Below are 18197 nucleotides of genomic sequence, written 5' to 3'. Positions count from 1 at the left end.
GCGCGGCAGATCCGAAGAAACTATGGCCTTTCAAGGCCAATCGGGAGCAAGCCCCCTGCCACACTCAAATTGTGAACACAGTCAAATGTGGGAGGGAGCTTGCTCCCGATGGCAATCTAACAACCACCAAAGCCCTCAATGCAGGCGTTTACGGCACATCAACTTGGCGAGCTTGGCCGTGTCAGGCCGTTCGACAACACCCTTTTCGGTCACGATCACGTCGATCAAGTCGGCCGGGGTCACATCAAACACCGGATTGAAGGCATTCACATCCGCAGCAAAACGCTGCCCGGCGACGTCCAGCAACTCGCCCGCAGCGCGCTCTTCCAGGGCCACGTCATCGCCGGAGGCCATCATCAGGTCCAGGGTCGAACTCGGCGCCACCACCATGAAACGCACGCCATGGTGCATGGCGCAGACCGCCAATTGATAAGTGCCGATCTTGCCGATCACATCACCGTTGGCCGCAATGCAGTCGGCACCGACGATCACCCAGGTCACGCCTTTGGTCTTGAGGATATGCGCGCCCGCCGAGTCGGCATTGACTGTGACGGGCAGCCCCTCGCCAGCCAATTCCCACGCCGTCAGCCGCGAACCTTGCAACCATGGCCGGGTTTCGTTGACATAGACCTGCTCGACCAGACCCTCCAGAAAGGCCGCGCGAATCACGCCGAGGGCCGTGCCGACGCCTCCTGTGGCCAGGGCGCCTGCGTTGCCATGGGTCAGGATCGCCTGGGCGTTGCCCTGGTGCTTGCGAATCCGCTCGACGCCCAACTGAGCCATGACGACGTTGGCTTCGCGATCGCTCTCATGGATCGCGATGGCTTCGGCCTCCAGCACCGCCAGCGGATCGGCGTGCTGTTTGAGACGGTCCAGGCGGTCGCGCATACGTTTGAGGGCCCAGAGCAGGTTTGCGCCGGTCGGGCGGGTATCGGCCAAAAGTGCGTAGTCTTCTTCCCATCCAGCCTGCCAGTCATCGCCCTCGGCGATCCGTTCGCGGGCGGCGAGTACCAGGCCGTAGGCGGCACTGATGCCGATGGCCGCTGCGCCGCGCACGACCATCGAGCGTATGGCCGCGGCCACTTCATCGACCGTGGAGCAGGTCACCCAGCTTTCCCGGGACGGCAAAACACGCTGGTCGAGCAGGTGCAGTGCGCCATCGCGCCAATCGATGGCCTTCACTTTCTCCGCAGCCAACAGTCGATCGCGCATCCCTCACCCCGCACTCATGAACAAAAGCCGCCGATTATAGCGATCCGCCAGCCAGGACGCTCGGGTATACTTCGCCCTTCTTTTATTGCTGCCCGGGAAGAAGCCTGCGATGACCTCCACTGCCGCCCCGCTCGACTTATTGCTACTGCCGACGTGGCTGGTACCTGTCGAACCCGCCGGCGTGGTGCTCAAGGAGCATGGCCTGGGCATCCGCGATGGGCGCATTGCCTTTATCGGCCCGCGGGCCGCGGCGCTGAAACTTTCCGCCAGTGAAGTGCGCGAGCTGCCGGGCATGCTGCTCAGCCCCGGCCTGATCAACGCCCACGGCCACGCGGCGATGACCCTGTTTCGCGGCCTGGCCGATGACCTGCCGCTGATGACCTGGCTGGAAAAACACATCTGGCCCGCCGAGACCAAGTGGGTCGATGAAGCCTTCGTGCGCGACGGCACCGACCTGGCCATCGCCGAACAGCTCAAGGGTGGCATTACTTGCTTCTCGGACATGTATTTCTTTCCCAAGGTCGCCAGTGATTGCGTCCACAACAGCGGGATGCGCGCGCAGATCGCGATTCCGATCCTCGACTTCCCGATTCCCGGCGCCAGCAGCGCCGACGAGGCGATTCGCCAGGGCATCGAGTTGTTCGGCGACCTCAAGCATCACCCGCGCATCAAGATCACCTTCGGCCCGCACGCGCCCTACACCGTGAGCGACGCCAACCTGGAAAAGATCCGGGTGATCGCCGAGGAGCTGGACGCGGCGATCCATATGCATGTGCACGAGAGCGCGTTCGAGGTACAACAGTCTGTCGAGCAGACCGGCGAACGCCCATTGGCGCGCCTCGGCCGGCTTGGCCTGCTGGGCCCGCGCTTTCAGGCCGTTCACATGACCCAAATCAGCGAGGACGACCTGGCTTTGCTGGTAGAAAGCAACACCAGCGTCATCCATTGCCCGGAATCGAACCTGAAACTGGCCAGCGGCTTCTGCCCGGTGGAGCGTCTGTGGCAGGCTGGCGTCAATGTGGCCATCGGTACCGATGGCGCCGCCAGCAACAATGACCTCGACCTGCTGGGCGAAACCCGTACCGCCGCGATGCTGGCCAAGGCCGTCTCCGGTTCGGTGACCGCCCTGGATGCCCACCGTGCCTTGCGCATGGCGACCCTCAACGGCGCCCGCGCCATGGGCCTGGAGGGCGAGATTGGCTCGCTGGAGGTCGGCAAGGCGGCGGATATCGTCGCCTTTGATCTTTCGGGGCTGGCGCAACAACCGATCTACGATCCGGTCTCACAGCTTATATATGCCACCGGACGCGATAGCGTGAAACACCTTTGGGTCGCCGGCAAGCAGTTGCTCGACAACCGGCAGTTGACCCGCATGGATGAACCACAGTTGACCGCCATGGCCATTGCCTGGGGCCAGCGCATCAGCGGGCACCGCGAATAACGCCGGTCCTGAACCCGTGTTCAGGGCCGACAAACCGATTTATCCGATTTAGAGGAACCACCATGAGCAACGTCGACCACGCCGAAATCGCCAAATTCGAAGCCCTGGCCCACCGCTGGTGGGACCGCGAAAGCGAGTTCAAACCCCTGCACGACATCAACCCGCTGCGGGTCAACTGGATTGACGAACGCATCAACCTGGCCGGCAAGAAGGTGCTGGACGTCGGTTGCGGCGGCGGCATCCTCAGCGAAGCCATGGCCCAGCGCGGCGCCACGGTGCTGGGGATCGACATGGGCGAAGCGCCGTTGGCCGTGGCCCAGTTGCATCAGCTGGAATCCGGGGTGAACGTCGAATACCGCCAGATCACCGCCGAAGCCCTGGCCGAGGAAATGCCCGAGCAGTTCGACGTGATCACCTGCCTGGAAATGCTCGAACACGTGCCGGACCCCTCCTCGGTGATCCGCGCCTGCTTCCGCATGGTCAAGCCCGGCGGCCAGGTGTTCTTCTCCACGATCAACCGCAACCCCAAGGCCTACCTGTTCGCGATCATCGGCGCCGAATACATCATGAAGCTGCTGCCGCGCGGCACCCACGACTTCAAGAAATTCATCCGCCCTTCCGAGCTGGGCGCCTGGAGCCGTCAGGCCGGGCTGAGCGTCAAGGACATCATCGGCCTGACCTACAACCCGCTGACCAAGCACTACAAGCTGGCCAGCGACGTCGACGTCAACTACATGATCCAGACCCTGCGCGAGGAGTAAGCCTGTGAAGTTGCGAGCGGTTCTCTTCGATATGGACGGTACCCTGCTGGACACCGCGCCGGACTTTATCGCCATCTGCCAGGCGATGCGCGCCGACCGTGACCTGGCGCCGATCAACGATCAGCATATCCGCGATGAAATCTCCGGCGGCGCGCGGGCGATGGTCGCCGTGACCTTCTCGATGGACCCGGAATCCCCGGGCTTTGAAGAACTGCGCCTGGAGTTCCTCGAGCGCTACCTCAAGGGCTGCGCGATCCACAGCGCGTTGTTCGACGGGATGGCCGAGCTGCTGGCAGACATCGAAAAATCCAAGCTGATCTGGGGCGTGGTCACCAACAAACCGCTGCGGTTTGCCGAGCCGATCATGCAGCAGCTGGGCCTGGCCGAGCGCTCGGCGCTGCTGATCTGCCCAGACCACGTGACGAACAGCAAGCCGCACCCGGAGCCGCTGATCCTGGCGTGCCAGATGCTCAACCTGGACCCGGCCAGCGTGCTGTTCGTCGGCGATGACCTGCGCGACATCGAGTCCGGCCGCGACGCCGGCACCCGCACGGCAGCGGTCACCTATGGCTACATCCACCCGGACGACAACCCACGTCACTGGGGCGCGGATGTGGTGGTGGATCACCCGCTGGAATTGCGCAAGGTGCTGGATAACGCGCTGTGCAGTTGCTGATGGTCTACCGGTCTTGCTGACCTATGAAGCCCCTCCCACAGGGGATCTTCAGTGTTTTCCAGCTCGGTGTTGGTCACCTAGTGAATTTTGTCGAGGCTATTTATGTTTGATTACTCTGCACGTCCCGAACTGCTCAAAGGCCGTGTCATCCTGGTGACCGGTGCCGGTCGCGGGATTGGCGCGGCGGCGGCGAAAACCTATGCCGCCCATGGCGCGACCGTGCTGCTGCTGGGCAAGACCGAAGCCAACCTGGCCCAGGTGTACGACGAGATCGAAGCCGCCGGCCACCCGCAACCGGTGGTGATCCCGTTCAACCTGGAGACCGCCCTGCCCCATCAATACGATGAGCTGGCGGCGATGATCGAAAAGGAATTCGGCCACCTCGACGGCCTGCTGCACAACGCCTCGATCATCGGCCCACGCACGCCGATCGAGCAGTTGTCCGGTGAGAACTTCATGCGGGTGATGCACATCAACGTCAACGCGATGTTCATGCTGACCAGCACGCTGTTGCCGCTGCTCAAGCTGTCCCAGGACGCCTCGGTGGTGTTCACTTCCAGCAGCGTCGGGCGCAAGGGCCGGGCGTATTGGGGTGCCTATGGCGTATCGAAATTCGCCACCGAAGGCCTGATGCAAACCCTCGCCGACGAGCTCGACACCGTTGCGCCAGTACGGGCCAACAGCATCAACCCCGGCGCCACGCGCACCAGCATGCGGGCCCAGGCGTACCCGGGGGAAAACCCGGCCGACAACCCGGCGCCGGAAGACATCATGCCGGTGTACCTGTACCTGATGGGGCCGGACAGCAGCGGGATCAACGGGCAAGCGTTCGACGCGCAGTAACGGCCGACACATGTGGGAGGGGGCTTGCCCCCGATAGCAGGGTGTCAGTCACTGCATCTGTGACTGACCCACCGCCATCGGGGGCAAGCCCCCTCCCACATTTATTTAGCGGTGTTCTTTAGTTTTTCACGACTTCCTCGAGGGTGAAGCGACCCAATGGGTTTTGCAGGAAGTTGCTCACATTCTTGCGTGAGATGTTGATGTACGGGCTGTAGTACAGGTCGATCCAGTTCACATCCTGTTTCGCCAGTTTCTGCAGGTCGACATACATCTGCTCACGCTTGGCCGGGTCGGCCTCGATGCGTGCGGCGGCGACCAGTTCCTTGACCTTGTCGTTCCTGTAGCGGGTCATGTAGTTCTTGTTGGTGTCGTGGCCCAGCACGAAGGTGGTCTTCTGGTCCGGGTCGAGGATGTCGTTGGTCCAGTACATCACCGAAATATCGTACTCACCGTCCACCAGCATCTGCCAGCTTTGGGTCGGGTCGACTTTCTGCAGGTTGGCCGTCACGCCGACCTTGGCCAACTGGTCCTTGATGATCACCGCGATCTGCTCGTCGGCTTCGTTGCCGGCGTTGACCACGTAGTTCAGTTTCAAGTCCTTGGCGCCGGCGTCGGCCAGCAGTTTCTTCGCCGCGGTCGGGTCATACGGGCGCTGCAGGTTGTTGGCGTAGTGGTACAACGAACCTTTGGGGATGTAGGAATAAGCCACGGTGCCTTGACCGTAAGTGGCCGTCTTCACCAGCGATTGTTTGTCGATGGCCATGTCCAGCGCCTGGCGTACTTCCGGCTTGGCCAGCAGGCCGTGCTCGTGGTTGATCAGCAGGTGATCTTCGCGGGTGGACGGGTCGGAATGGATCACCACGTTTTTGTCTTTCTTCAGTTCTTCAACCCGGGAGAACGGTACGAAGATCGCCGTGTCCAGCTCGTTGTTCTGCACCATACGCATGCGCGTGTTGTCGTCGGTCACCGAGACCCACTCCACGCCATCCAGGCTGACGTTCCCGGCCTGCCAGAAGTTCGGGTTTTTCTTCAGGATCACCCGATCGCCCTTGCGCCATTCGCCCACGGTAAACGCGCCGGAGGTCACCGGGTTTTCCGCGTAGGCGTCTTCGCCCATTTTGCTCATGGCCTTTTCCGACAGGATCGACACCGTCGGCGACGCCAGTTGCGAGAGGAAGGCAACCGCCGGGGTCTTCAGCGTCACCACCAGGGTTTGCGGGCCGGCGGCCTTGGCCGTGTCGATCAGGCTGAATGGGTCGCTCCACAGCGAGGCCTTGTTGTCACGGATGCGCAACAGGCTGAACGCCGCATCCTCCGCGGTGATCGGCGAGCCATCCGAGAACTTCGCCGCACGCAGCTTGAACGTGTACGTCAGGCCGTCCTTGGAAATCTCCCAGCTTTCAGCCAGCCCCGGCTCCATCTTGGTGCCCAGGTTGTCCACGCGCACCAGGGTGTCGTAGACGTTGGCAAAGACCCAGGTGTCGCGGTTTTGCGCGCTTTTGATCGGATCGAACGTGGTGCTGTCTTCCCGGCAACCGATGGTGAGAACACCGGCGGCCTGGGCAAGACCGGCGGTCAGCGACCAGGCGGTCAATGTGGCGGCGGCGAGCAACTTCAAGTGGCGCGATTGCATGTCATAACTCCTTGTTTATAACGGCGGTTGTTCAAGAATGGCAGGGGTCAAAGCAAAGGTTCTTCAAGCACGCAACTGTACCGATGCTCGTGCAGGAAATGGGTCGGCGGCAACACCACGGAACACATGGCCTGGGCATACCGGCAACGCGGGTGAAAAGCACAGCCTGTAGGCAAATTCAGCGGGCTCGGCGGCTCGCCAGGCAAGGGCTCCGTGGGCAACGGCCGATGCGGATCGATCTCGGGAATCGCCTGGATCAACGCCGCCGTATACGGGTGACGCGGTGAAGTGAAGACCGCTTCCACCGGCCCCTCCTCGACGATCTGGCCCAGGTACATCACCGCCACGCGGTCGCACAGGCGGCGCACGATGGCCAGGTCATGGGCGATGAACAGAATCGCCAGGTTCATGCGCTGTTGCAGCTCCAGCAACAGGTTGATGATCTGCCCCTGGATCGAGACATCCAGTGCCGCCACGCATTCATCGGCAACGATCAAGCGCGGCTCCACCGCCAGCGCCCGGGCGATGCCGACTCGCTGGCACTGGCCGCCGCTGAGGGAACCGGGCTTGCGAGCGGCCAATTCAGGGCGCAGGCCGACCAGCTCGAGTAACTCGTCGACACGCCGCGCGATCTGCTGCGGCGCGACTTTGTGCTGCACCCGCAACACTTCGGCAAGGGTTTCGCCGATGGTGTGGCGTGGGTTCAGCGCGGCATACGGGTCTTGGAAGATCATCGCGGTTTCATGGCGCAGGCGGGCGATGTCGACGGCGCTGCCGTGGGCCATGTCGATGCCGTCGAACAGCACCTGCCCGGCGCTGATCGGGTTGAGGTGCAGAATCGCCCGGCCGAGGGTACTTTTGCCGCTGCCGGATTCGCCCACCAGCCCCAGGGTCTCGCCCGCCGCCAGGTTCAGCGACACACCGTTGAGCGCCCTCACCCACTGTTTGTGCAGGCCGAACATCCCGCTGCCGGACGCGGCAAACCGTACCTCCAGGTCCTTGATCTGCAACAGGCTCATGGGCGATCTCCCAACGGATAGTGACAGGCCACCCGCGCACCTTCCGGCAAGCGTTCGCGACACAGGCTGCCGACTTGCGGGCAACGCGGGTGGAAGCGGCACCCGACGGGCAACGCATCGAGCAACGGCGGCTGGCCAGCAATGGTGCGCAGCAAGGCGTGGCCGCTGCTGTGGGCCGGCTGGCAATCGATCAGCCCCGCGGTGTACGGGTGTCGGGGATGGGCGAGCAACTCGTATTTACTGGCGTGCTCGCACAGGCGCCCGGCGTACATCACCGCGATGGAGTCGCAGGTTTGCGCCACCACGCCGAGGTCGTGGGTGATCATGATGATCGACAAGCCACGCTGGTCGCGCAGCTCCAGCAACAGCCGCAGGATTTGCGCCTGCACGGTCACATCGAGGGCCGTGGTGGGTTCGTCGGCAATCAGCACTGTCGGGTTGCAGCCCAATGCCACGGCGATCATGGCGCGCTGGCGCATGCCGCCGGAAAACTCGTGGGGGTAGTTGTCGACCCGCGCCTGGGGATCGGGAATGCCCACTTGGCGCAACACCTCGATGGCTTGCCGGCGCGCGTCTTTTTTCGACGCGCCTTGATGCAGGCGGATGCCCTCGGCGATCTGCTCGCCGATACGCATCAGCGGGTCGAGGTGGCTGCTGGGGTTCTGGAAGATCATGCCCAATTGCCCGCCACGGATTGCGCGCATGCCTACGTCGTCCAGTGGCAGCAAGTCCTGGCCGGCCAGGCGCACCGCGCCGCCCTGCACGCGCAGGTTGGGCGACGGCAACAGGCGGATCAGCCCGCGACAGGCCATGGTCTTGCCCGAGCCGCTTTCGCCTACCAGGCCGAGGATCTCGCCTTCGGCCAGGTCGAAGGAGACGCGGTCGACCAGGGTCACGTCGCGCCCGGCATTGTTGGCGATCACGCTCAGGTCGCGCACTTGCAGCAGGCTCATGGGCGCTCTCCCAACACTTGCGCCACGCCATCGGCCAGCAGGCTGAAGCCCATGGCCAGGGTCACGATGGCCAGCCCCGGAAAGGTGCAGATCCACCAGGCGGTGGTAATGAAGGCCTGCCCTTCGGCGACCATCGTCCCCCACTCGGCGGTCGGCGGTTGCACGCCCAGGCCCAGGTAACTCACCGCTGCGCCGTTGAGCAGCACCAGCACCGCGTCAGACATGGAAAACACAATCGAGCCAAACATCGCATTCGGCAGCAAGTGCCGGAACAGAATGCGCCCATGGCCAAAGCCGAGGCTTTTGGCCGCCAGGGCGAAGTCACTTTCCTTGAGCACTAGGATCTGCGAGCGGATCAACCGCGCATACGACACCCAGCCCACCAGCGCCATGGCGATATAGAAACTCTTCAAGCCCGGACCGAGGATGGCCATGATTGCCAGCATCAACACCAGGAACGGGAACGCCAGGATCACGTCGATGACGCGCATGCAGACGCTGTCGAAACGCCCGCCGATATAGCCGGAGACCGCGCCGATAAAGGTACCGATCATGAACGGGAAGATCACCCCGACAATCGCTAATTGCAGGTCGATGCGTGCGCCCCAGATCACCCGCGAGAGAATATCGCGGCCATAATTATCCGTACCGAAGGGATGGCCCAGGCTCGGCCCGAGCAAGCTGAGATCGGTGTTCTGCGCGATCGGGTCGAACGGCGCGAGCCACGGCGCAAACAACGCCAGGCCCAGCCACGTCAACAGAATCAGCAACCCCCACGCGGCGGTCAGCCGCCCGTCGCGCAAGCCAAAGCGCAGGCGCAAGCGCCATGGCGCGATCAGTGGACGAGTGCTCATTGCATCTTCACCCGTGGGTCGAGGGCGACGGTCACCACATCCGCGACGAAGTTGACCACCACCGTCGCACAGGCCAGCACCATGGCCACGCCCTGCACCACCATGTAGTCGCGGGTAAAGATGCCGCGCACCAGTAACTGGCCGATGCCGGGAATGGCGAACAGGCTTTCGATAACCACCGTGCCGCTGATCAGCCAACCGATATTCACCGCCAGCAGGTTGACCGTCGGCACCAGGGAATTGGGCAGTACATGCCGGCGAAACACCGCCGCTTCCGACAACCCGCGCGCCCGGGCGGCGGTGACATGGTCCGCCTGCAACTCCATCAACATGCTCGCCCGCAGGTTGCGCACCAGCACCGCCGACAGGGCCAGGGCGATGGTCAGGCACGGCAGGACCATATGGTGCGCCTTGTCCAGCCAGGTGCGACCGTAGCCGGACACCGGAAACAGGCCCCATTGCACGCTAAGCAGCAGGATCAGCATCAACCCCAGCCAAAATGCCGGCATGCCCAGGCCGACGGTGGTGAACACGCGGATCAGGTTGTCCGCCCAGCCGCCTTTGCGACGCGCCGCGACGGTGGCCAGCGGCACTGCGATCAGCAGCGCCAGCAACACACTGCCGAGCACCAGCACCAGGGTCGGCTCGATACGGGTGACGATCAGCTTCAACGCGTCGACCTTGTACAACAGCGATTGGCCGAGGTCGCCCTTGAGCAGGTTTTTCAAGAAGTAAAAATATTGCAGCCACAGCGGCTGGTCGAGCCCGAACTGTGCGCGGATCTTCAGCAACGCATCCGGCGTGCTGCGCGAGCCGAGCAGCGCGCGCGCCGGGTCACCGGGAATCGAGCGCACCAGCACGAAGGTGATCAGGCTGATGCCGAACAGCACCGGCAGCAATTGCAGCGGCCGGGTCAGCACGAAGCGGTAGCGCGCCAGGTTCATCCGTCAGCCTCGGTGACGAGCGAGGAAGTCCAGCAGTACCGGGAAGTACGCCTGGGGCTCTTCGTAAAATGGCATATGGCTGCTGTTGCGGAACACATGCAATTCGGCGTGCCGGGCGGCCAGTTTCATGCGCAGGGCGCAGGCCGGGGTGAGCTCGTCGTGCTGGCCGGTGGTGATCAGCATCGGCATGTTGAAATCGGCCATCTCGGCGATGCGGTTCCAGTCCTTGAGGTTGCCGATATACAGAAATTCGTTGGGGCCCTGCATGGTCGCGTAGGGGCCCATGTTCCAGTCGTCGAGGGAGCGCCGGAGCGGCGCCGGCCATTCGTCCAGGCGGCACACATGGCGATAATTGAGCAAGGTGATCGCGGCCTGGTACTGCGGATGATCCAGCGTCCCCATGGCTTCATGGCGCTGCATCATCGCCACGGTTTCACTGCCGAGGGCGCCGCGCAGGCGTTCGAGTTCCTGGGAGAGGTGCGGAATGTCGCCGACGGTGTTTTCCAGGATCAGGCTTTTCAGCGCATCGGGGTAATGGATGGCGTATTCGATGCCCAGCCAGCCGCCCCAGGAATGCCCGAGCAAATGCACACGGCCCAGGCCCAGGGTTTGGCGCACGGTTTCGACTTCTTCGACATAACGGCCGATTTCCCACAGGGAAACATCGGTCGGTCTGGCTGAAGCACCGGTGCCAAGCTGGTCGAATGCAACCACTCGCAGGTCATGCTCTTTGAGCCAGCCATGGGCGTCGCGCAAATAGTCACACGGTAGCCCTGGCCCGCCGTTGAGGCACAACAGCACCTCATCGCCTTCGCCAAAGCTGTAGACCGCGAGGTCATGGCCATCGACTTGCACGGTGTACTGCTGGTCGGGGGCTATTTCACGCCACATGCATACGTTCCTTGTGTGGTATCGGCCTGGCGGGTTGCGGCCGCTTATGAGGCCATAAGCTACCGAGGATGCCGTGCATCCATAACCTAGTATTTCTTATAGGTTTGGCCTGGCAGTCCTTCGCCGGGGCGTGGCATTCTACTTGCAGCAAGTCGAGATTCATATGAATTCGGGAGCAGAACGGATGCTGGCCAAGCTAACTGCCTTCAATCACCGTCTCATGCCGGGCAGGAGCCTGGACGAGCAGATGGACAATGCGTTTATCCTAGCCCAACAGTTGGGTTTCGATGCACTGGTGTATGACTACTCACCGGTGCCCATCGACCTCAACGGCACGTTGATCACACCTTCGGTGCTGCAACTGCGCAACACGCCTTCCGATTGGCATGCCTTGTGGTGCGGCGAAGGGTTCTACCAGATCGATCCGGTGCAGCACCTGGCCTTGAATACGGTGTCGCCGTTTGTCTGGTCCTACGAGGCCAAGGCGCAGACGGCGCTGCAGAAGATCATCGACCCGTGCCACGCCCCCGTCTCGTCTTACCTGCATGACCAGCAACTGACCTGCGGCGTCAGCGTGCCGATTCATCTGCCCCGGGGCGGCTTCGCATCGTTGACCGGCTTGCGCACCGGCAAGGCGCATACGGTGCTGGAGGACGCGCAACAGAGCTTGTCGGATTTCGGCCTGATTTCCCATGCCCTGCAGGAAGCGGCCTACCCACTGTTCAGCAATGAACTACGCACCTACCCGCATATCCGTCTGACCAAACGCGAGCGCGAGTGCCTGAAATGGGCCGCCGACGGCCTGACCGCCGCCGAAATCGCCACGCAACTGAGCCGCTCGCTGGCGGTCGTTACCCTGCATCTTGCCTCGGCAATGCACAAACTGGGGGCGAAAAATCGCGTACAGGCCGTGGTGCGCGCCACTCATTACCGTTTGCTGGAAGATTGACCCTTCGGCAAAACCTAGCTGTTTTGCTAGTTACCTAAACGTCGCGTGCCGATTATCGTGTCCCTGATACTTTTTTTTCAAAGCAGGATACGAAATGGAATTCATTGAAAAAGTCCGCGAAGGGTTTGCGCCCTTCGGCCCCTATCAGACCTGGTATCGCGTCACCGGCGACCTGACCTCGGGCCGTACACCGCTGGTGATCATCCACGGCGGTCCCGGCTGCACCCATGATTACGTCGATGCCTTCAAGGACGTCGCCGCCAGTGGTCACGCCGTCATCCACTACGACCAACTGGGCAACGGCCGCTCCACGCACTTGCCCGACAAAGCCCCGTCCTTCTGGACTGTCAGCCTGTTCCTCGACGAACTGAACAACCTGCTGGACCACCTGCAAATCAGCCAGGACTACGCGATTCTCGGGCAATCCTGGGGCGGCATGCTCGGCAGCGAACACGCGATTCTGCAACCCAAGGGCCTGCGTGCGTTTATCCCGGCCAACTCGCCCACCTGCATGCGTACCTGGGTCAGCGAAGCCAACCGTCTGCGTCAGTTGCTGCCCGAAGGCGTGCATGAAACCCTGCTCAAGCATGAAGCCGCCGGCACCTACCAGGACCCGGAATACCTCGCCGCCTCGCGGATTTTCTACGACCAGCACGTCTGCCGGGTCAACCCATGGCCGGACGAGGTTGCGCGCACGTTCGCCCAGGTCGATGCAGACCCGACCGTGTACCACGCCATGAGCGGCCCGACCGAGTTCCATGTGATCGGCAGTTTGAAGGACTGGAACGTGATTGGCCGTCTGTCGGCAATCAAGGTGCCGACCCTGGTGATTTCCGGCCGGCATGACGAAGCCACGCCGCTGGTGGTCAAGCCGTTCCTGGATGAAATCGCGGATGTGCGCTGGGCGCTGTTTGAAGACTCCAGCCACATGCCCCATGTCGAAGAGCGCCAGGCGTGCATGGGGACAGTGGTGAAGTTTTTGGATGAGGCGTGTTCAGTGCCGCACAAGACCCTCAAAGCAAGCTGACGAGCAATGTGGCAGCGGGCCTGCTCATGATGGCGGTGGTTCAGTCAGCGCCTGACCGCCATCGCGAGCAAACCCGCTGCCACCGTTTCAAACCTCGCTGGTCTCGGCCTTCGCGGTTTTTCTCGGCACCTCGGCCACCACTGGAATCTCCTTGCCTTCGGCATCGAACAGCTTGCCGCCCCTGAAGTAATCGCCTTCGCGCAAGACGGCCACATCCTGGAAACACAGGCTGCGCTCAGTCCCGGCCACAAACACCGACTGCTGGTCCGAATTGCCGGCGGTGAAGTGGTTGAACGCCAGGTTCAGCAAGATCGCCATGATCGCCGACGAACTGATGCCCGAATGGAAAATGGTCGCGAACCAGCTGGGAAAATGATCGTAGAAGCTCGGCGCGGCAATCGGGATCATGCCGAAACCGATGGACGTGGCCACGATGATCAGGTTCATGTTGTTGCGGTAATCCACCTTGGACAGTGTGCGAATACCGCTGGCCGCCACGGTGCCGAACAACACGATTCCGGCACCGCCCAACACCGAGGTCGGCACTGCCGCAATCACCCGCCCCATGAACGGCAGCAGGCCGAGGACGACCAGGAACAACCCGCCTGTCGCGACCACAAAACGACTTTTCACCCCGGTGACCGCCACCAGGCCGACGTTCTGGGCGAACGCGCTCTGGGTAAACGAACCAAAGATCGGCGCGAACAGACTCGACAGCATGTCGGCACGCAAGCCATTGCCCAGGCGTTTGGAGTCGACTTTGGTGTCGATGATCTCGCCCACGGCCAGGATGTCCGCCGAAGTCTCCACCAGCGTCACCATCACCACAATGCACATGGAAATGATCGCGGCCACATGGAAGGTCGGCATGCCGAAATGGAACGGCGTGGGGAAGCCGAACATCGGCCCCTGGGTCACGCCGGAAAAGTCCGCCATGCCCAGGAACACCGCAATCACGGTGCCGATCACCATCGCCAGCAGGATCGATAACCGCGAGATCGTCGCGCTGCCGATCTTGCTCAGCAACAACACCAGCAACAGGGTCAACGCGGCCAGGCCGACGTTCGCCATGCTGCCGAAATCCGCCGCGCGGCTGTTGCCGCCCATGGCCCAGCGTGCGGCTACCGGCATCAGCGTCAGGCCGATGGTGGTGATCACAATGCCGGTCACCAACGGCGGGAAAAACTGGGTGATCCGCGAGAACACCGGCGTGATCAGCAGCCCGATAAACGACGCAGCCATCACCGCCCCGAGAATCGCCGGCACCCCACCGGCGCCATCACTGCCGACAATCGCCACCATCGTCGCCACGCCGGCAAACGACACGCCCTGCACCAGCGGCAACTGACAACCAAAGAACGGCAGGCCAAGGGTTTGCAACAACGTGGCCAGGCCGCCGGCAAACAGCGACGCGGCGATCAACAGGCCGATATCCGCCGGCGACAACCCGGCCGCCTGGCCGACGATCAACGGTACGGCAACGATGCCGCCGTACATGGTGAGCACATGCTGCAGGCCGTAAGCCATGTTGGCGGCGACGCCGAGATTCTCATCTTCGGGTCGTTGCGATGACGCCTTCGGGATAGTCATGGTGAGGGGTTCTCTGTTTTTGTTGTGGCGCCACTGTATGCAATACCGAGACTAGATGTCCATAGAGTTGTATACAATCATTCGAACAAGATACCCTCCACCGGCGTTACAAAAACAATCCGGCCGTCATGAGCCAGAACGCCATAGGACCTAAAACAATGAAAAAGGCATTACAGGGCGCAACCGTTGCATTGACCCTCCTCGGCGGCGGGGAGGCTGTCGCGCTGGAATGGATGAACAACAGCGTAGGATTTCGCTACGGCCAGCAATTCACCAACCCGAACAACCCCGATGCATTCAGCAAGCGCATCTACAGCGTCACCCACGCCAGTGGCTACCAGTACGGCAGCAACTTTCTGAACCTCGATGTGTTTTTGTCCGACAGCCGCGACCCGCGCAAGGGCACCGACCACGGCGGCAGTGAGGTGTATGCGGTATACCGACACCAGTTGTATGCCTCTCGCGTTTTCGATACGCCGCTGGGCACCGGGCTGATCAAGGACTACGCCCTGACCCTGGGCTTCGATGCCAACCGCAACAACAACTTTGCCTCGGCGAAAAAACGCGCGCTGGTGCTCGGCCCGACCTTGAAGTTCAACACCGTCGGCGTATTGGACCTGAGCCTGATGTATTACAAAGAACGCAATCACAGCGGGATTCCCGGCGCGAAAGAGTCGGACCATACCTTCGACGACACCTACATGCTCAACCTGACGTGGATGCGTCCGTTCGAGATCGGCAGCCACGCGGCCAAGTTCCAGGGGTTTATCAACCATGTCGGCAACAAGGGCGAGGACTTCCACGGCCGCGATACCGCAGCGGAAACGCTGATGCGTAGCGCGCTGATGGTCGCGGTGCGACCCGGCAAGCGCGTAACGCCGAACCTGTACCTCGGAGTGGGCTACGAGTACTGGCATAACAAGTTCGGTGTGGACGGCGGTCGGGGCAGTCGCACGTCGACACCCACGCTGAATATGGAAGTGACGTTCTAGGATTTACCGCTCAAGACACTGAAAAAGCCGCAATCAAGTGTGGGGGTTGGCTTGCCTGCGATCGCATCGGCTCGGTAAACCTGATGCAGCGCAGGCAATCCAGCACCCACCTGTCAGATCAAGCATTCGCCAATTGCGAATCATCGGTTTTCGGCCGCGCCAACCAGTAACCCAGCACCGCCAGCGGCGCGGTCGCCAGCATCACGATCACGGTGATCAGCAGCGGCTGCTCGAGCATCGACGACACCAACAGGCTGCTGAGAAAACACAGGCCCAGTTGCAGGGTGTTTTGCAGCGCCGCTGCCTTGCCGGAATTTTCCGCAAACGGCATCAGCGCATTCGCCACCACGATGGGATAACTGGCGCCGTTGACCAGCGCCATCAGGCAGAACGGGATCAGCAAGGTGGTCAGGGTCGGCACGCTCAAGGTGGCGACCAGGTACAACGCCAGCATGCTGATGCAGTAGGCCACCAGCAGCCAGGGCAACAGCGTCTTGCCCTGGAATCGCTGCAACGCGCTGCGGCAGCTGTAGCCTCCGATCAGGAACGCGAGGGTCGGCAGCACATAACTCAGGCCGATGTCATTCGGGCTGTAGCCCATATCGCCGAGGATGAACGGCGAGGCGGTCAACCAGGCGAAGAAACTGGCGGAGCAGGCAGCAAAGATCATGACGTTGCCGGTGAACACGCGCGAGCCGAGCAGTTGTCCATAACCGAGGCGCGTCGGTTCGCCCGCCTCCGCCAGCCGTTTCGGCGCCGTGCGCAGGAACAGAGTCGGCAGCAGCAACAGCAGCGACACGCCCAGCAACACCGCGAAAATCGCCTGCCAGCCAAAGTGATTCAGCACCATGGCCCCCAACAGCGGCGCCAGGGCCGGCGACAACGACATCAGCGGCATGATGCTGGCGAACACGCGGTGAGCCTTGTCGGCCGGGTAGCGGTCAATCACCAGTGCCTGCCAACTCACGGCGGCGGAACACACGCCAATCGCCTGGATAAAACGCAGTGCCAGCAGCTGCGTGGCGGTCTCGACCCAGAACATGCCGACGCAACCCAGCACGAACAGGCTCAGGCCCGTGAGCAGGATCGGTTTGCGCCCCAGTCGGTCAGACAACGGCCCCCACAACAACTGCCCCACGGCAAAGCCCGCGAGGAAAATACTCAAGCTGGCGCCCACCGCGCCCGCGCCGATGTGTAATTGCTCGCCCATGGCGCCGAACGCCGGCAAGTACATGTCCATGGCGAGATAACCGAGCATGCTCAGCCCCGCCAGGTACCAGGTGAAACCAAAAGAATTTTTCATTGAAGCCTTGTTGAACCTGCCATCAAACTATTTGCTGACTGCTGCCCATTATGAAGCTGGCAGCCTCTCTGTGAAGCGATAATAATTGGACACTTCTATCAATTAATTTGAAGGCAACCGCCATGTGGTCCGAATACTCCCTGGATGTGGTCGATGCCGTCGCACGCCATGGCAGCTTCAGCGCCGCCGCCCAGGAATTGCACCGCGTGCCGTCGGCCATCAGCTACACGGTGCGTCAGTTGGAAGAGTGGCTGGCCGTGCCCTTGTTCGTGCGGCGCCATCGCGACGTCGAGCTCACCGCGGCCGGCCGTCTATTTATAGACGAAGCCCGCGGCGTGATGAAAACCATGCTCGGTACACGGCGCCTGTGCCAGCAAGTGGCCAATGGCTGGAGCGGCCAGTTGAAGGTCGCGGTGGACTCCATCGTCAAACCCCAGCGCTGCCGGCAGTTGGTGCTGGATTTCTATCGGCGGTTCCCTGACGTGGAATTGCTGCTGGAGTACGAGGTGTACAACGGCGTGTGGGACGCCCTCGCCGATGAGCGCACCGACATCGTGATCGGCGCCACCAGCGCGGTGCCGGTGGCGAGTCACTTTACGTTTCGCGATATGGGCCTGTTGAACTGGTTGTGCGTGGTCAGCGCGAAACACCCGCTGGCGGCGTTGGATGGTTTGCTCAGTGACGATCAACTGCGCCCGTTCGCGTCCCTGTGCATGACCGATACCTCGCGCAACCTGCCCAAGCGCGATACTTGGACCCTGGATAACCAGCGCCGGCTGGTGGTACCAAACTGGGCCTCGGCCATTGACTGCCTGCGCGACGGCCTGTGCGTCGGCATGGCGCCGGCGCATCAGGTGTTGCCGTGGATCGAACGCGGTGAGCTGGTCGCGCTGCAACTGCGCCGGCCGTTCCCGGCCAGCCCGTCATGCGTGGCCTGGGCACAGAACAAACTGTCCCCGGCGATGAGTTGGTTGCTGGACTACCTGGGGGATAGCGAGACGATGAACCAAGAGTGGTTGAATGGGAGTGACCACTGAAGGTCACCGGAATCCCTTGTAGGAGGGGGCTTGCCCCCGATGGCGGTGTGTCAGTTGCAGATTGCTCGACTG

General features: G+C 62.2%; 17 protein-coding genes. 8 read left to right on the top strand and 9 right to left on the bottom strand.

Annotated features, from left to right (window positions below; genetic code table 11):
• Window positions 1-135: 135 nt before the first annotated feature.
• Entirely contained in the window at window positions 136-1212 is a 1077-nt protein-coding gene (mtnA, locus tag LQ249_RS09465) for an S-methyl-5-thioribose-1-phosphate isomerase (RefSeq protein ID WP_057003757.1), read from the bottom strand.
• 109 nt (window positions 1213-1321) lie between these two features.
• Between mtnA and LQ249_RS09460 the strand changes: the two genes are divergently transcribed.
• The 4 genes from LQ249_RS09460 (at window position 1322) to LQ249_RS09445 (ending at window position 4933) form a co-directional block, all read left to right on the top strand.
• Window positions 1322-2653, top strand: a complete 1332-nt coding sequence (locus tag LQ249_RS09460; RefSeq protein ID WP_046384283.1) for a TRZ/ATZ family hydrolase — start codon at window positions 1322-1324, stop codon at window positions 2651-2653.
• A 62-nt stretch (window positions 2654-2715) separates the two neighbouring features.
• The gene (gene ubiG, locus LQ249_RS09455; protein ID WP_017848856.1) at window positions 2716-3414 is read left to right on the top strand and encodes a bifunctional 2-polyprenyl-6-hydroxyphenol methylase/3-demethylubiquinol 3-O-methyltransferase UbiG; all 699 of its coding nucleotides are present in this window, start codon (window positions 2716-2718) and stop codon (window positions 3412-3414) included.
• Window positions 3415-3418: 4 nt separating this feature from the next.
• Window positions 3419-4090, top strand: a complete 672-nt coding sequence (gene mupP / locus LQ249_RS09450; protein WP_026140262.1) for an N-acetylmuramic acid 6-phosphate phosphatase MupP — start codon at window positions 3419-3421, stop codon at window positions 4088-4090.
• Between the two features lie 102 nt (window positions 4091-4192).
• Window positions 4193-4933: a YciK family oxidoreductase gene (locus LQ249_RS09445; protein ID WP_017848858.1), complete on the top strand. Its 741-nt coding sequence runs from the start codon at window positions 4193-4195 to the stop codon at window positions 4931-4933.
• 118 nt (window positions 4934-5051) lie between these two features.
• Here LQ249_RS09445 and LQ249_RS09440 read toward each other — a convergent pair whose 3' ends face one another.
• From LQ249_RS09440 to LQ249_RS09415, 6 genes are read right to left on the bottom strand one after another with little or no spacing between them, the layout of a single operon-like run.
• On the bottom strand, window positions 5052-6566 hold the full coding sequence (locus LQ249_RS09440) for an ABC transporter substrate-binding protein (RefSeq protein ID WP_134939678.1): 1515 nt from the start codon (window positions 6564-6566) through the stop codon (window positions 5052-5054).
• Window positions 6567-6613: 47 nt separating this feature from the next.
• The gene (locus tag LQ249_RS09435) at window positions 6614-7585 is read right to left on the bottom strand and encodes an ABC transporter ATP-binding protein (RefSeq protein WP_232566412.1); all 972 of its coding nucleotides are present in this window, start codon (window positions 7583-7585) and stop codon (window positions 6614-6616) included.
• Window positions 7582-8538, bottom strand: a complete 957-nt coding sequence (locus LQ249_RS09430) for an ABC transporter ATP-binding protein (RefSeq protein WP_169863928.1) — start codon at window positions 8536-8538, stop codon at window positions 7582-7584. Before LQ249_RS09430 ends, LQ249_RS09435 begins: the two co-directional genes overlap by 4 nt.
• Window positions 8535-9392 (bottom strand): ABC transporter permease, encoded by an 858-nt coding sequence (locus LQ249_RS09425; protein WP_017848862.1) that lies wholly within the window; start codon window positions 9390-9392, stop codon window positions 8535-8537. The genes LQ249_RS09430 and LQ249_RS09425 overlap by 4 nt, the downstream gene beginning before the upstream one ends.
• On the bottom strand, window positions 9389-10336 hold the full coding sequence (locus tag LQ249_RS09420; RefSeq protein ID WP_046384288.1) for an ABC transporter permease: 948 nt from the start codon (window positions 10334-10336) through the stop codon (window positions 9389-9391). The genes LQ249_RS09425 and LQ249_RS09420 overlap by 4 nt, the downstream gene beginning before the upstream one ends.
• 3 nt (window positions 10337-10339) lie before the next feature.
• The gene (locus LQ249_RS09415; protein ID WP_017848864.1) at window positions 10340-11227 is read right to left on the bottom strand and encodes a proline iminopeptidase-family hydrolase; all 888 of its coding nucleotides are present in this window, start codon (window positions 11225-11227) and stop codon (window positions 10340-10342) included.
• A 184-nt stretch (window positions 11228-11411) separates the two neighbouring features.
• Between LQ249_RS09415 and LQ249_RS09410 the strand changes: the two genes are divergently transcribed.
• Both LQ249_RS09410 and LQ249_RS09405 read left to right on the top strand, forming a co-directional pair.
• Window positions 11412-12176, top strand: a complete 765-nt coding sequence (locus LQ249_RS09410) for a LuxR family transcriptional regulator (RefSeq protein WP_046384289.1) — start codon at window positions 11412-11414, stop codon at window positions 12174-12176.
• A 94-nt stretch (window positions 12177-12270) separates the two neighbouring features.
• Entirely contained in the window at window positions 12271-13203 is a 933-nt protein-coding gene (locus tag LQ249_RS09405; protein ID WP_057003762.1) for a proline iminopeptidase-family hydrolase, read from the top strand.
• An 87-nt stretch (window positions 13204-13290) separates the two neighbouring features.
• Here the strand turns inward: LQ249_RS09405 and LQ249_RS09400 are convergent, their stop codons facing one another.
• Window positions 13291-14793, bottom strand: coding sequence for a nucleobase:cation symporter-2 family protein (locus LQ249_RS09400; RefSeq protein WP_046490485.1), 1503 nt, complete (start codon window positions 14791-14793; stop codon window positions 13291-13293).
• 158 nt (window positions 14794-14951) lie between these two features.
• Here LQ249_RS09400 and LQ249_RS09395 point away from each other — a divergent pair, with 158 nt between their 5' ends.
• A complete protein-coding gene (locus LQ249_RS09395) occupies window positions 14952-15785 on the top strand; it encodes a hypothetical protein (RefSeq protein WP_046384292.1) in 834 nt (277 codons plus the stop codon).
• Between the two features lie 118 nt (window positions 15786-15903).
• On the opposite strand, the gene punC is transcribed toward LQ249_RS09395, so the two are convergent.
• Entirely contained in the window at window positions 15904-17088 is a 1185-nt protein-coding gene (gene punC / locus LQ249_RS09390; protein WP_134939682.1) for a purine nucleoside transporter PunC, read from the bottom strand.
• Between the two features lie 122 nt (window positions 17089-17210).
• Between punC and punR the strand changes: the two genes are divergently transcribed.
• A complete protein-coding gene (punR, locus tag LQ249_RS09385) occupies window positions 17211-18125 on the top strand; it encodes a DNA-binding transcriptional activator PunR (protein WP_046384294.1) in 915 nt (304 codons plus the stop codon).
• Window positions 18126-18197: the final 72 nt, after the last annotated feature.

This window comes from Pseudomonas sp. 7-41, assembly GCF_021233075.1.
Taxonomy (GTDB): Bacteria; Pseudomonadota; Gammaproteobacteria; order Pseudomonadales; family Pseudomonadaceae; genus Aquipseudomonas; species Aquipseudomonas veronii.
This window is presented reverse-complemented; position numbering and strand designations above follow the sequence as displayed.